This window comes from Labrys sp. F242, assembly GCF_057813875.1.
The window spans coordinates 156,138-170,389 of sequence record NZ_JBVASG010000008.1; the positions used below are offsets into that span (position 1 = coordinate 156,138).

The window sequence follows — 14,252 nt, forward strand, 5'->3', positions numbered from 1 at the left end:
CGGGAGGTTCTAAGTCATGACGCCCACAATACGCGAAAAAACGCTGATCTATCTGCTCATCGGCATCGTGCTGATCGTCTTCATGCTCCCGATCTATCTCATCCTCGCCTCGTCGTTGAAACAGCCCGTGGATATGTTCTCGCAGCCGCCGAAGTTCATCTTCACGCCGACGCTGCAGAATTACTACGACCTGTTCACCATACGCCCGTTCCACCTGCAGATCCTGAATAGCCTCATCGTGGCGCTGGGGTCGACGGCCTTCAGCCTGGTCATAGGCTCGCTCGCCGCCTATGCGATCTCACGGATCAAGAACAAGTGGATCAACGACGTCGCCTTCTGGATCCTGTCGATGCGGATGTTTCCGCCGATCACCGTCGTCGTGCCATACTACATCATCTTCAAGACGATCGGCCTGCTCGATACACCCCTTGCCCTGGTCATCGTCTATTCGACCTTCAACATTCCACTTACCGTCTGGTTGATGAAGGGCTTCTTCGACGAGGTCCCCGAGGCCCTCGAAGAAGCGGCCCAGGTCGATGGGCATGGTGTGATCACCACCTTTCTCAAGGTGACGCTCCCTCTGACCGCGCCAGGCCTGGCCGTCTCGGCCGTGTTCTGCTTCATCTTCTCGTGGAACGAGTTTCTGTTCGCACTGATGCTGACCGGCTCCAAGGCCCAGACGGTCACCGTCGCGGTGATGTCCTTCTGGTCCAGCGATGCGGTCCAATGGGGACGCATCATGGCCGGCTCGTTCATCGTGCTCATTCCAGGAATGATCTTTGTCCTCACCTGCCAGCGCTGGCTCGTGAAGGGATTGACCATGGGTTCCGTCAAGGGCTGAAGCCGCGTCGAAACAAGGGGTTAGAGCAAGGAGGCGTTCAGCCTGAACGCGTCTGCTCCAGGCAGTTGGGAGTGTAACCGCATGTCATCCGTAACGCTGCGCGGTGTCATCAAGCGCTATGGCCAGATTGAGGTCGTGCACAATATCGACCTGGCGATCGAGGAGGGAGAGTTCGTGGTCCTGCTGGGACCGTCGGGCTGCGGCAAGACGACGACCCTGCGGATGGTCGCGGGCCTCGAAGACATTTCGCAAGGCGAAATCGAGATCGCGGGCAGGGTGGTGAACAGCGTTGCGCCCAAGGACCGCCAGATTGCGATGGTCTTCCAGAACTACGCTCTCTATCCGCATATGACGGTGCGGCAGAACATGGAGTTCGCGCTCAAGCCGCAAAAGCTCTCGGCCCAGGACGTTGCGGCTCGTATCACCGAGGCCGTCCGGATACTCGGCCTGGAGGCCCTGCTCGATCGCAGGCCGTCGCAGCTTTCCGGCGGCCAGCGCCAGCGTGTAGCCATGGGACGGGCGATGGTGCGCACGCCCAAGGTCTTCCTGTTCGACGAGCCGCTCTCCAACCTGGACGCGAAGCTCCGCACGCAAGTCCGGCTCGAAATCGCCAAATTGCACAAGCGCCTCGGGACGACCGTGCTTTATGTCACCCATGATCAGGTCGAGGCCATGACCCTGGCCGACAAGATCGTGATCATGAAGGACGGTCACATCGCGCAAGTCGGCTCCCCCGAAGAGGTTTTCGCGCATCCTCGCAATTTGTTCGTGGCGACCTTCATCGGAAGTCCGGCGATGAACCTCATCCCCGCCGAGGTTCAGCAGGCGAACGGTCGAGCAATGCTTTCGGCCGGGCCATTGGGCTTCCCGGTGCCGGCCTCGATCGCCACCCGGCTCAAGGCCGGCCAGAAGGCCGTCATCGGCATACGTCCCAGCGACATCCAGGTCGTCCCCGATGGGACGCCAGGTCATGACGCCTCGATCGAGGTCACGGAATATCTCGGCTCGGAAGCACTCCTGAATCTGCGGATCGGCGAACAGGAACTCTGCGCCCAGATCCCGGCTTCCAGCCGCCCCTCGGCCGACCGGCAAAGCATCCGGGTTAATTTCGATCCCCGGCATCTTCACGTCTTCGACGCCACCAGCGGCGAAGCCATCAGGGCGTGACCGCCCATCCAGAAGTTTGAGGATCGTCATGGGCCGCGAAATCGTATTCACAGGCAAGCAGCAATTCGAACTCCTCGACTATGAGGAGGAAAAACTGGGCGCGAGTGAGGTGCGTGGGCCCACCCTGGTCACGCTTATCAGCCCCGGCACCGAGCTTGCCTGGGCCAATGGCGACAGCTTTCCGATCCGCCCGGGCTATGCAGCGGTTTTTCGGGCTGAGGAGATCGGTACGGCCGTGACGGATGTGAAGGTGGGGGATCGCCTGCTCTGCATGGGCGGTCATCGGTCCACCCAGCAGTTCGATCACCGTTACACGCTTAAGATACCCAAGGACATGCCGGCGGAACTTGCCGTCGTCGCACGATTGATGGGCGTGTCGATGACCACGCTGATGACGACGGCGGCTCGTCCCGGCGAGAAGGTCATCGTTTGCGGCGCTGGCCCGGTCGGCTACCTGGCAGCCCATCAGTGCCAGATCGCGGGCTATGACGTCACCATCGTCGAGCCGGATCACGGGCGCCGTGAAAAGGCACTCGCTTCCGGTATTGGCCGGGCACTGGCCGCCATTCCGGTCGAGGACGCGGACTATCGAGGGAAGGTCGCCCTCGTGATTGATTGCTCCGGCCACGAGAAGGCTGTGCTCGATGGCTGCAAAGTCGTCCGCAAGCGCGGCGAGGTTGTGCTGGTGGGCGTTCCCTGGAAGGCTTACACGGACATCTCGGCCCATGAAATCCTGCACGAAGTCTTTTTCAACTATGTCGTGCTGCGCAGCGGCTGGGAATGGGAGATTCCTGTCCTTTCTCGCGGGTTCATATGGGAAGAACTCTATGAGGGCTACAACAACGCGCCGCACAGTACCTTCTCTGGTCTGGCGACCGCACTCAAATGGCTGGCGGACAACCGCATTCCGACTGCCGGAATGTTCAGCGCGATGACACCATATGACCCCGCCACGTCCTATCGGAGATTGCTCCGGAAGGAAGTCGAGGAACCATTCGTCATCCTCGATTGGACCGCGGCCTGAGTTCTTTGAAGCCGGACTGTCGAGCCTGTATGACCGTTGGGGCGGTTCAAGCGCGTTTTGAGGGATCGCAAGAGACCGCATTTGAGCGAGCTGCAGATCCAACCGGCAAACCGCTCTGCGAATCAGCGTGGGTTCCTCCCACTGCGGCTTGCTTGCGCCGGCGGCAAGAGGCTGATCCAGTTCCGGCAGCCGCGGATTGATCCTTGGTTTGGTTGACGGCCGACCTTCCCAACTCGGAAAGGCCTCTCGAGCCAATCATCTCTCGGGGGCGTTTGGCTGCCGATCGCCCGGAAAACACGGTCTTCATTCCAGGCTGGCTCACACCGGGACGTCTGGAATTGCTTTGCAAAGACAGACTATATCTATGTGACGAACGGGTTTTGTTCTATATCCTCACCAGGGTCGTCGTCTTCGCGCTTGTTTTGTTGACCATTTGGTCAGTTCAGCGGGGCGGCTTCTATACAGGTCGGCCTGTTCCTCTGTGCGGGCTGTCACGCCTGAATCCGTCGTACTTGTTATGATCCTTATCGGCGCGGTGTGTGCCGCCAGATTTTAGGAGATACTGATGACGAGCAAATTTGAAGTTCGGCGGGGCCTGTTGTTTGGGGTCTTGGGAAGCGGGCTGGCCGTTGTGCTTGCCAGCTGCGCGTCAGGTTACCCCGACGAACCTGTCTACGTGGACGAACCGGAGCCTCTGCGTCGGAAGATGAGGTCGACCCGACCTCATCACAAGATGATGCCCCCGCGCAGGCGCGTGATCATGGAGCCAGGCGCTGGCGACGATGAACGCGGCCCGATGCCCAGCGGCGGCGGCGGAGGAGGCAGTGGGGGCGGAAATAGCGGCGGCGGCGGCTCGAGCGGGGGCGGCGGGTGGTCGGACCGCCGGCTTAAGACCGATATCCGTGCCATCGGCCAGTCTCCCAGCGGCCTCACCATCTATCGCTTCCGCTATGTCTGGGGCGGCCCGATCTATGTGGGCGTCATGGCCCAGGATCTTCTTGAGACACACCCGGAAGCGGTCATCCATACCGACAGTGGCTACTTCATGGTGGACTATGACCGCATCGATGTGAAGATGACGATGTTGGCGGATTATCAAAGGGCCGCACACCTGCTCGGTCGCTGAGTGCAATAATGCCGACGGCATAGAACCTGGCTTGAAGCCAGGTTCTATGCCGTAGAAAAGAACTGTCCTTCGCCTCCGTTGCGACGCTGCGTCAGAACAGGTCGAGACGAGGATTGCGCTTCTGCCAGGCCTTGCGAGCAAGCAGCACGACCGTGCTGTCGACATCCGATGTCGGGGCCACCGCATCGCTGCCCAACTCGCCATTGAGCTTGTCGATGACCTTCTTTTTCTCGGCCAGCGGTAGAGCCTGAAGATTTCCGGCTTCTTCTTTGTGTTCGCCGTAAGCATCGAGCGCGACGGCGAGGCTCGAATACCAGACAGCCTTTTCCAGATCGCGCTGCGCCGCCGGGCCTTTGGAATAGATCCAGCCCAGATTGGACGCTGCGTAGAAGTCGCCGCGTTCAGCGCCGATCTCATACCAGCTCGTGGCGGTCGCCAGGTCTTTCTTGACGCCGTTGCCCTTGAAATACATGGCGCCGATATTGGTGGGCGCGCCGGGATGGCCGCCCTCGGAGGCTTGCTTGAACAATTCCATTGCCATGGCCGGCTTGCGCGCCACGCCTTTACCGTCGAGATAGGCGATGCCCATATTGCGCATCGCATAGATGTCGTTTCGCGCCAGGGCCGCTTCGTAGAACTTGACGCCGCGCTTTGGATTGGCCGGCAGGTTCTGGCCATAATAATACATGGCGCCGACAGCATTCATCGCATAGGTATGCCCGAGTTCCACAGCCCGGTTGAGCAGCTTGACGCCCTCATCCACTGATTTGGCCACGCCTCGTCCCAGGGTTAGGTTGCGGCCATAGGCGAGCATGGCATAGGGGTCGCCACGGTCGGCGCCCATTTTGAACAGCCTGTTGGCTTCGACCAGATCCTGCGAGCGGCCGAGGCCGCGTTCGGCCAGATAGCCGAGCTCATAATAGGCACGTATATAGCTTGCATCGGCAGCCGCGTTGAAAAGTTCGATTGCGCCCGCAACGTCCTTATCGGCCAGCTTGGCGCGGCCGAGTTCGTATTTATAGCGCGCGACAGTGGGAAATTTGGCGACCGCCTCGCTGCAGGCGGCGATGGCCGGCTTGGCGTCGATCTCGTTCGGCAGCTTGCCGACGGTGACGCCCTGCGGGTCGAGTGGTTCGCCCGCCTTGTCGTCGCAGACGGGTACGAAAGACTCGATCTTGCCGGTGACGACCTGTCCCTCGCCGCCGGGCTGCTCGACCTTGAGCTGCACGCTTTGCACCTTGCCTTCCGAGCCGATCGACGGTTCGAAGGTGATGGCACGCACGGCGTTCTGGTCGACGACGTCACCCTCGGCCAGAGGCGCTCCGTTGAGATACATCGTACCGAAACCCGGTGCCGCGGCGATCTGGATTTGCGCGCCCGTCGCGGCGCGCACCAGCGGCAGATCGTCCAGCATCGCGACCTGGCCGACACCGATCGGCACGCGGCGCGGCTTGTTGAAGGTTTCGCCAAGCAGCGCGGCGACCTGTATCGGGGCTTCCTGATCGGTGAAAGTATCCGATCCCTGCTTGGGCGCCGGGCCAATCTTCACGGTGGCATTCCTGGCAACCTGTACGGGTGCCGCCGCGGCAATGCGGATGACAGGCTTGGCCAGATAGATCGGCTGGGCCAGCGTGCCGACCGACCAGGGGCGCTGGCGCTTGTTGGTGGCCGCCCACACGTCGTCGGTCACCTTGTCGAGCGCGCGCTGCACATCGACACCCAGCGTGAAGGAATATTTCACCATGGAGCCGGTGAATGGCGAATTGTCCCCGGTGCCATCTTCCGCGACCGCGCCGGGCTGGGTCGAATAGGCGATGAGGCTGCTCGGCGGGCTGGTCAGGGGGGCGAGGCCGACGCCGGCGACCGCCATCTGCTTTTGCGGCCCGACCAGGAATGAGCGGGACTGGAATGGATTGTTCCGGCACGAATCCAGATAAATGAGCTGCGCCTTGGAGTTCTGCTGCATATAGGCGAAGATCGTCTTGACGTTGATCGTCTCGACCTCCAGGTCGGCCGGATCCTTCAGCTTGGCATCGATGGGAATGATGCGGTTGTCGCCGCCCACCTGAATGCCATGGCCGGAATAATAGAACACGCTGAGGTCGGCGCCCGGCAGCGAGCGGATGAAGCGTTGCAGGGCCTTGTCGAAATCGTTCCGATCGAGGTCGAGCGCCGACACCACTTCGAAGCCTTCGCGTTTCAAGGCAGTCGCGACGGCCTGCGCATCCTTGTCCGGATTGTTGAGCTGGGGAACCACCGTGTAGTGGCTGTTTCCAACCACGAAAGCCACGCGCCGCTCCGCCGCCTTGACGCTCGCCGGCAAGGCAAGCATGACAGCCGCGAGCGCTGCAACCGGCAGGCCGGTCCTCCAAGCAAGGCAATGACGCTTGCCCGGATCCTGATTTGAGGTCAGCATCTCCACCAACGCCTCCTGTACTATATTTGACTCCATGATATCAGTTTTCGAAGCAGTTGCCTGCCACTCTCGAAATAGTGATATCGGCTTAGTCCGAAAGCATAGAAGAGGAGATAAGAATACCTTACTTAACTCCCCGAATGTCTCGTTTGTTCGTCCCGATGAGCGACCCTGGTTGATTCAGGATTTAGCATCCTACTTCTCATCTTTGCGCGAGATTTCCATGAGAAGAGCATTGAAGTCCTTAGCTACCAGAGTTCTCGCCTTCTCGATCAGCATGGGGATCGGGCTCGATGGCTCGATATTGTTGTAGAAGATCTCGATCTGGCGCATCAGCGCCGTAGCCTCGCCGCGCGTCGCCACGGTATAGATGCGGGCCTCTGCCTCGGTCTCGTCCGGTTTGCCGTCCTCGACCGCCAGCGCCGAAAGCTGGGCGAAGCTCAAGGCAAAGGGCATGGTGCCGCCGATCTGGATCTTGGCTTTCTCGACCAGTCCAGGCGCCAATATCTTCATGACTTCCACGAAGGATTTGCCGACGAGTTGATGCGCCTGCTTGAGGAGAAGCCTCGCCGGGCTCGACGGTTCCTTGCCGGCATAATAGGTCAGGATCGCGGCCAGCGCATTGGATGCCTCCTTCACCGAAGCAACATTCGAAGGCGCGAAGGGAGCGGGCGGTGGGGCAGCGGCGTCGGCGCTTTCCGGCCTGCTTTCGGTTTCGGTAGGCGCCGCCGGTGCCAAGCCCGGCTCGCGTGTCGTGACGATACCATCCACGTAAGCGCGAATGGCGCGCACCAGATCTGGCAACTGCTCGAATTGGGGCGCTGCCTCGTGTCCTGCCTTGTCGATGAAAAGCTGGCGCAGGCTTTCGAGGCTGGCGAGGACAGTCTCAAGACTGGCCGATAAATCGACAAGCTGCTGCAGCGGCTCGAACCGCAGAAAGGCGTCCTTGATGCTGGAAGACTCGATGACCGTCTCCCCCTCGCGGGCAGGCAGCTTTCCTTCCCCGACCAGGACCGAGCGAATCGATACCGCACCGAGGCGCTTGTCGTTGATCAAAGTGGCGCTCTGCAGCGGCAGGACGACCGTCGGCAGGTCGTCGAGCGATTTGAGGAAGGCGGACCTCAGTTCCGCACCGCCGGCCGCCTGGGTCGGATGGCAATGATCCCACTGCGCGACGAGCAAGGCATTGCTCGCTGCGATGGCGTCGACGAAGCCGGGCAAATCATCCGACAGAATATGATATTTCGCCGCCAGGATGAGATAGCGCAGATCGCGCGATTTCTCGAGATGAGTACGAAGATCGGCAAGCGTTTGCTTGGATTCGAACGACTTCCTGTTGAAACTGCGATAGCTCGCCGGCAATTGGCCTTCGGCGACACTCAGAAAATTCTGGGCATCGGCGTCGGCATCGGGATCCGGCCCGCAGGGAGTGTCGGCTGAAATCTCGTTCTCGATGCCGGCATAGACTGCCATCTTGGCCTACCTGTTGGGATCCCGCAGCGAAATGATGCGGTTCAGCGCCTCCACCTGCAACCCCCCATATGGGGGAGGTCGCAAAAATGCCGCGCGGATCATTGTCAAAGGCCGCGGCCGCCTTCCGCAATCTGTGTTTTGGAACGATCGATCCGCTGTCGGTGTCTTATGAAAAGCAATTCCGTGGGTCTTGCGAGCGGTCTATTGCTCCGCTGCCTGTCCTTCCTCCAGGTTCAATCCATGCCTGCGGACTAGCGGCAGCCAAAGGATGGTGGCGGTGCCTTCGCCCTGTTTGCTCAATACGTCCAGCGTGGCACCCAGGGCTTCGGCGCGTTGGACCATGTTCCGGCGGCCGCGGCCTATGGCCGGAGCGTTTATATCGAAACCGCTGCCATTGTCGGCAATCTCGACGCGAAGACCCGGCCTTCCCTGCAGCAGCGCCATCTTGCACTTGAAGGTGAGCTGCGTCGCCTTGCTATGGCCCATGGTGTTGCTGACCGATTCCTGCAGGATCCGCAGCACGTGCAAGGCGCTCGGCGCGTCGAGCCAGTCGAGCTCCGGCACGTCTTCGACCATCCATTTGACCGCAATCCCTGATTTTCGCAGCTCGGGCTCGTAGCGATAGCGCAGGCTGGCAAGGAGGGTGGCGACATTGCCTTCCACCGGTTCGAGCGAGTCGACCGCAACACGAAGATCGGTCAGAGCGCCCTTGAGGGCGACCACAGCCGTCGTGCTCTCCTTGCCCTGGCGTTCGGCCGAAGCCAGCGCCGCCACCAGGCTCGAGCCGATGCCGTCATGAATCTCCCGCATCAGGCGCTCGCGTTCCAGCTTCACGGCATGGGCGATTTCGAGGGCGTGCCTCGCGCTTTCGCTCGCCAAGAGATTGGCCTTGGTGGTCTCGATGCGTTGGCCGAGCGTCTGGTTGAGCCTTTCTCGTGCCTCGGCATTGGCCAGGATATGCCTGAGGATGACGAAGCCGCTGAAGCCCAATAGGACGACTCCGGCATAAGGCGCGAGCCGCGTGCCGTGGCCGGACCGGATCGTCCCGGCATAGAGATCGAAACCAACCGCGCCGAGACCGAGCGCATAGAGAATGACCAGGGCCAGTTTTTCGGGCGCGCCGATCTGTGCTTCCGCCCTCGTTGCGAAGAAGCCCAATATGAGCAGCGATACGCCTATGGTCGCAAGGCCCGCGATCCGCATGATCTCCAGGCCATGGAATGGGAAAGCTGCGGCGCCGAGGCCGAGGCAGCCCAACGCCATCACTACCACCAGGCCGCGAGGAAGGCTCGCACCGACCAGGCTCGCAGCCAGGCCGAGTGTGGTGAAAAGCAGCGGATAGAGCAGGGCGATCCGGTTGACCGGAAGGCCGAAGGGCCGTGCTTCGATCTCGGCCAGGCCCTCGAGATTGAACAGGCACCAGGCAACACCCGCACAGCAGAGCCACGCCAGGACGTTCTCCCGTCGGCGCAGCAGCCAACTCATCAGGGCAATTGCCGCGATGACAGCCAAGGTATCGGTGGCGAGCAGATGTCCCAACTGCCCCAAATCTTCCGCAACCGGGCTCATACACCGTCCTCAATGCAATATGGCTGCCCGGCTGGATCGCCGCTCGTCAACGGAGCAGCAGGCGCTTAAATCAGCACAGCGACAGGCCCTCCAATAAGAATAGCAAGAATGTCGAAACCCACCAGCCCGAGATGCGAGGACTATGGCCGGGACCCCCTAAATGTGGGAAGCGACAAAGCGTCTATGCCGTAGACGCTGAACTTGAACAGAGCTAGCCTTCATTGGCCGACGTGGTAGAGCGAGGGCAGGCTGTGGCACAAATATTCGGTCAAGACACACGAATGGGCTCTTTCACGAGCAGCCTTGGCAAGGACAAGCTCGTCGTCACCCGGTTCGAAGGCTCGGAGGGCCTCAGCGAGCTTTTCGAATATCGCCTCGAAGTGGTCAGCGACGACAACGAGGTCGATTTCGACAAGATTCTCGGCACCAAATGCCGTCTGGATATCCAGTCCCATCATGAGGGTGTCAAACGCAACTTCAACGGCGTGCTGGTGGAGACGCAATGGATCGGCAGGGACCAGGATCTGCGCTATTATCGCCTGGTGCTCCGCCCCTGGCTGTGGCTGCTGACCAGGACCACCAATTGCAAGATCTACAGCCACATGACCGTACCGGAGATCATCAGCCAGGTCCTGAACAATCGCGGCTTCATCCAGTTCGAGCAACGTTTATCGGAAAGCTATCCGCAGCTCGAATATTGCGTGCAGTATCGCGAAAGTGATTTTGCCTTCATCTCAAGGCTGATGGAGGAATACGGAATCTACTATTATTTCGAACATAGCGAGTCCGACCATAAGCTCGTCATGGCGGATGCGAGTGCGGCGCATGAGCCCAAGCTCGGTGGCGCGGCTCTCGAATTTGCGGCTGTCGGCCTCGACAACATCACCCTCAAGGACAGGCTGAACGAATGGGCCGAAGGCCGGCGCCTGCGATCCGGCAAGGTCACGCTGGACGACTACGATTATCACAAGCCCAGCACTGACCTGATGGCGGAAAAGGCGGCCAGCGCCAGGTACCAGCATGGCGACCTCGAACTCTATGATTATCCCGGCCGCTATACGGAGAAGGGCGATGGCACCACGCTTGCCAATGTCAGGCTGGAGGCCGAGCAGGCCATCGACAAGCGCGTGACCGCCGGCGGCGACGCCGTCACCTGCTGCCCGGGCTTCACCATGACGCTTGCTGGCAATCCCCCGGCCAGCAAAGGCACTAAATATCTGATCGTGCGGGCCCATCATCTCTTTCGCGCCCAAGCCTATCGCTCGGTCGACGCGTCCGGCGAGGAAGGCTATTCCGGCAGCTACGAGTTTCAGCCGCTCGACATTGCCTTCCGGGCACCGGCCGTGACGGCCAAGCCGGTCATTCACGGTCCGCAGACCGCGCTGGTGGTCAGCGACGTGGACGACCAATGCCGCATCGAGGTGCAGTTCTTCTGGGATCGCGACAAGACCCAGTCCCGCTATGTGCGGATCGCGCAGAACTGGGCCGGAAATGGCTGGGGGGACGTCAAGATCCCACGGGTCGGCATGGAGGTCGTGGTCAATTATATCGAGGGTGACCCGGACCAGCCTTTGGTGACGGGCAGTGTCTACAATGCGGAGAATGTCGCGCCCTATGTGAAGGACAAGCTCAACGCCGTATCAGGCACCAAGACGCAGACGCTCAGCGGATCGGGCTATAATGAGCTGATCATGGACGATACCGCCGGCAACGAACTGATCCGATTCCACGCCCAGCACGACCTCGAGGGCAAGGTCGAGAACGACGAGAGGCGCGAGATCGGTCAGAATGTCGAGGTGAAGATCGGCAACAACCGTGACGAAACCATCATGTCGACCTGGACGGTGAAGGCCAATCAGAAGATCGAGTTCACCGTGGGCACGAGCACATTTACCATGACGCCCGTCGGGATAACGCTCAAGTCGACCATGATCACCGTCAAGGCCAGCGCATTGCTGCAAGTACAGTCGGATGCGCTCGGCCAGGTGACGACCGGCGCACCCTTGACGATTCAGGGTGCCTTGGTTTTCGTCAATTAGCGCGTGTCTTTACCGTTCGGCCGAACAAGCAATAGTAAAGATCCACAGCACCGCAATGCATTTTCAGAAATCGGTTGGGATGCTGTGGAAGCATTTTTGGTTGGACGAAAGTGCGAGAAATTGCAAAAATACGTTTAAACAATGAGTTAGTGCAAAGAATGGTGCTGCCTTATCGGCTCACTCGTGTCATCCCAGGCACAACTTGTCTGCAAGTTGTGCCTGAGCGCGCATCGCAGCACGAAGTGATGCGATATTGGGGTGTGACCGCGAGCAGAAGGAGCGCGTTCGAACGGTCGCAGGAGACGAGATGAAGCATCTTCGGTTCTCGACGGCCCGGCAGGTGATCGAAGCTTTCCCGAATCTCGATGGCGAGTTTTCCGGATATAATCTCGACCTTGAGCCTTTCGCGTTCATCGACGCCTTGCTGGCACAGGGCGGCGCACGCAAGGCCATGGCGTTCTGCGCCTTCTTGCTGCCGCGCCGCGAGGCGGTGCAATGGCTCAGCCTGGCGCTGCGCCAGCGCCAGCCGCCGTCGAGCGCGGCGGAGACCGACCTGCTCCGCCTGGTCGAGGACTGGCTGAAGAAACCGATTGAATTCACCCGCCGCGCGGCCCTTGATGCCGGTATGGACGATCCCAACAAGGGGGCCTTCGCCTGGGCCGCCTTGGCGGTGGGCTGGAGCGGGGGCAGTTTGTCGCCCAATCCTGAACATCCGGTACCACCGCCCCCGCATCTGACCGGCCATGCCGTGAATGTCGGCTTGACTTTGCTGGTCGCCGGCCTGCCCTTGGCCAAGCAGGTCGATGGGATGGAAGACCTCGTCGGCGATGCCGTGGTGCTGCTGCGCCGTGGCGGTACCTGATCAGTTTACATTTGGCCTCATGACGTGACAGGACCTCGCAACCGCCATGCTGACACTCCGGATCGAGAACTTTGATCGCCTGCCCGATGGCGGGCCGTTGGAGTTTGCGATCGACAAGCGCGGTTTCGATTTCGGGCGCGACCAGCATCTCGACTGGACCTTGCCCGACCGCAACCGGGTAATCTCCGGCAAGCATTGCGAAGTGCGTTTCTATGATGGTGCCTATTGGCTGACGGATACCTCGACCAACGGCACCTTTCTCAATGGCGCCAGCAAGCGCCTGCAAAGTCCCTATCGTCTCGCCGATGGGGACAGGTTGGCGGTGGGTGACTATGTACTGGCGGTGTCGGTCAAGCTGCCGCAAGTCTCGGTCCAGCCGGCCCAGCCGGTGCCGTCTCCCGACCCGAGCCCGTCCTTGGCAAGTGCGGATATCTGGGACAGCCCGCACGAGGTGCCGCCGCCCATCGATGCCAGCCAATTGGTGCCGCGTTTGAGCGAAGTCGACCGCGGGCCGGATTTCCTGCACCAGGCAGCCTATGTGCCGCCACCCCTCGAGGAGGCGGAACCGATCCGCAAGCCGAGGCCGGCCATTCCAACGCCTGCCCCGGCCGCAGCGCTGTGGGAAAGCGAGCACCCCCGGCCGGTCGAACCCGCCAAGGCCGAACCGGCAGTTGAAGAGGCGGCACCGATCGTGGTCACGCCCGGGGAGGCGGCGGAGGCCCCCAAGCCAGCCGTGGCTAAGAACGTTGCGGCGCCATCTTCGGACGATGGCGGCGCGGCCGAGTTCATTCGCCGCTTTGCGGCCGGTGCCGGTATTCCAGAAAACGTTCTCAGCGGTGCCGATGCCGGCGACCTGGCTGAAGATGCCGGACGGCTCCTGAACATCGCCTGCCTGCATGTGATGGCCTTGCTACGGGCGAGGGCCGAGGCCAAGGCGCTGTCGCGTGCCGGCAACCGCACCATGATCAGCGCCGAGGACAACAATCCACTGAAATTCATGCCGACCCCCGAAGAGGCCTTGCGGGTGATGCTCGGCCCGCGGACGCGGGGCTATCTCGACGGTCAGGCCGCGCTTGAGAACGCTTTCGGAGACCTCAAAATGCACCAGGTCGCGTTTCTGGCCTCGATGCAGGCAGCATTGACCGAGCTTTTCGACGAATTGTCGCCCGAGGCCATCAAGACCGCCGCGGATGCCAGGAAATCCCTGTTTTCCGGCAAGGGGAACTATTGGGAGCTCTATGCCGAACGCTGGGCCGCCAGGGCCGGGCGCCGCGAACATGGCATGCTGGGCGCCTTCCTGGAACTCTATGCCGAGCAATATGACAAGCTGAGCGCCTCGAACCGCAATAGGCATTCGTAAGGCGCGCCTTTATGACCTTGCAGGCAGTGTGCCGGGACGGCGTCGGTCTTCCGGGGTTCCGGAAGAGGGCGAAATGATACCATAGCCAGCTCCGCATCCATTTTCGGCCCAAACCGGTCGCAGAACATGTCGCATAGCATCAAGTCTCAAAAACCCTGACCTATCGAAGACGTGGCTTTCCTGGGAGCGCGGACGTCCCTGCGACACTCAAGAGAGTGTCGGACGATCGGCTCTCCGTTCCGCAATTGCCGTGTTTTCCAGAGCGGACGAGGACGGCCGCGCTCCCAGGAAGAATCAACCTCAACGCGGCCTGCTATTACAGCCGAACTCGACCACTGGTTCCACTGGGCCGTCGCCCGCAAAGTTGGCGCCCGT

The 14,252-nt window shown here is 60.9% G+C and carries 10 protein-coding genes; 7 read left to right on the forward strand and 3 right to left on the reverse strand.

Going from position 1 to position 14,252, the window contains the following annotated elements; all coding sequences use genetic code 11:
* Positions 1–16 precede the first annotated feature (16 nt).
* The 4 genes from ACZYTC_RS31980 (at position 17) to ACZYTC_RS31995 (ending at position 4,158) form a co-directional block, all read left to right on the forward strand.
* Positions 17–841: a carbohydrate ABC transporter permease gene (locus tag ACZYTC_RS31980; protein ID WP_488991482.1), complete on the forward strand. Its 825-nt coding sequence runs from the start codon at positions 17–19 to the stop codon at positions 839–841.
* Between the two features lie 81 nt (positions 842–922).
* Positions 923–2,008: an ABC transporter ATP-binding protein gene (locus ACZYTC_RS31985; RefSeq protein ID WP_441770592.1), complete on the forward strand. Its 1,086-nt coding sequence runs from the start codon at positions 923–925 to the stop codon at positions 2,006–2,008.
* A gap of 28 nt (positions 2,009–2,036) precedes the next feature.
* Entirely contained in the window at positions 2,037–3,032 is a 996-nt protein-coding gene (locus ACZYTC_RS31990) for a zinc-binding dehydrogenase (protein WP_488991483.1), read from the forward strand.
* 760 nt (positions 3,033–3,792) lie between these two features.
* Positions 3,793–4,158, forward strand: a complete 366-nt coding sequence (locus ACZYTC_RS31995; protein ID WP_434960571.1) for a tail fiber domain-containing protein — start codon at positions 3,793–3,795, stop codon at positions 4,156–4,158.
* Between the two features lie 91 nt (positions 4,159–4,249).
* Here ACZYTC_RS31995 and ACZYTC_RS32000 read toward each other — a convergent pair whose 3' ends face one another.
* From ACZYTC_RS32000 to ACZYTC_RS32010, 3 genes are all read right to left on the reverse strand, one after another.
* The gene (locus ACZYTC_RS32000) at positions 4,250–6,574 is read right to left on the reverse strand and encodes a caspase family protein (RefSeq protein ID WP_441770594.1); all 2,325 of its coding nucleotides are present in this window, start codon (positions 6,572–6,574) and stop codon (positions 4,250–4,252) included.
* Positions 6,575–6,769: 195 nt separating this feature from the next.
* Positions 6,770–8,047, reverse strand: a complete 1,278-nt coding sequence (locus ACZYTC_RS32005; RefSeq protein WP_488991484.1) for a type VI secretion system protein TssA — start codon at positions 8,045–8,047, stop codon at positions 6,770–6,772.
* A gap of 201 nt (positions 8,048–8,248) precedes the next feature.
* Complete coding sequence (locus tag ACZYTC_RS32010; RefSeq protein ID WP_434960574.1) at positions 8,249–9,616, reverse strand: sensor histidine kinase; 1,368 nt, start codon at positions 9,614–9,616, stop codon at positions 8,249–8,251.
* Between the two features lie 281 nt (positions 9,617–9,897).
* Between ACZYTC_RS32010 and ACZYTC_RS32015 the strand changes: the two genes are divergently transcribed.
* The 3 genes from ACZYTC_RS32015 to tagH all read left to right on the forward strand — a co-directional run bounded on the left by ACZYTC_RS32015 (position 9,898) and on the right by tagH (position 13,877).
* Entirely contained in the window at positions 9,898–11,655 is a 1,758-nt protein-coding gene (locus ACZYTC_RS32015) for a type VI secretion system Vgr family protein (RefSeq protein ID WP_434960575.1), read from the forward strand.
* A 307-nt stretch (positions 11,656–11,962) separates the two neighbouring features.
* On the forward strand, positions 11,963–12,517 hold the full coding sequence (locus ACZYTC_RS32020) for a DUF6931 family protein (RefSeq protein WP_488991485.1): 555 nt from the start codon (positions 11,963–11,965) through the stop codon (positions 12,515–12,517).
* A 46-nt stretch (positions 12,518–12,563) separates the two neighbouring features.
* Complete coding sequence (tagH, locus tag ACZYTC_RS32025; protein WP_441770597.1) at positions 12,564–13,877, forward strand: type VI secretion system-associated FHA domain protein TagH; 1,314 nt, start codon at positions 12,564–12,566, stop codon at positions 13,875–13,877.
* Positions 13,878–14,252: the final 375 nt, after the last annotated feature.

Coding starts and splice junctions, on each gene's coding strand:
- ACZYTC_RS31980 (WP_488991482.1), top strand. CDS start 17: ATGACGCCCACAATACGCGAAAAAACGCTGATCTATCTGCTCATCGGC.
- ACZYTC_RS31985 (WP_441770592.1), top strand. CDS start 923: ATGTCATCCGTAACGCTGCGCGGTGTCATCAAGCGCTATGGCCAGATT.
- ACZYTC_RS31990 (WP_488991483.1), top strand. CDS start 2,037: ATGGGCCGCGAAATCGTATTCACAGGCAAGCAGCAATTCGAACTCCTC.
- ACZYTC_RS31995 (WP_434960571.1), top strand. CDS start 3,793: ATGGAGCCAGGCGCTGGCGACGATGAACGCGGCCCGATGCCCAGCGGC.
- ACZYTC_RS32000 (WP_441770594.1), bottom strand. CDS start 6,574: ATGCTGACCTCAAATCAGGATCCGGGCAAGCGTCATTGCCTTGCTTGG.
- ACZYTC_RS32005 (WP_488991484.1), bottom strand. CDS start 8,047: ATGGCAGTCTATGCCGGCATCGAGAACGAGATTTCAGCCGACACTCCC.
- ACZYTC_RS32010 (WP_434960574.1), bottom strand. CDS start 9,616: ATGAGCCCGGTTGCGGAAGATTTGGGGCAGTTGGGACATCTGCTCGCC.
- ACZYTC_RS32015 (WP_434960575.1), top strand. CDS start 9,898: ATGGGCTCTTTCACGAGCAGCCTTGGCAAGGACAAGCTCGTCGTCACC.
- ACZYTC_RS32020 (WP_488991485.1), top strand. CDS start 11,963: ATGAAGCATCTTCGGTTCTCGACGGCCCGGCAGGTGATCGAAGCTTTC.
- tagH (WP_441770597.1), top strand. CDS start 12,564: ATGCTGACACTCCGGATCGAGAACTTTGATCGCCTGCCCGATGGCGGG.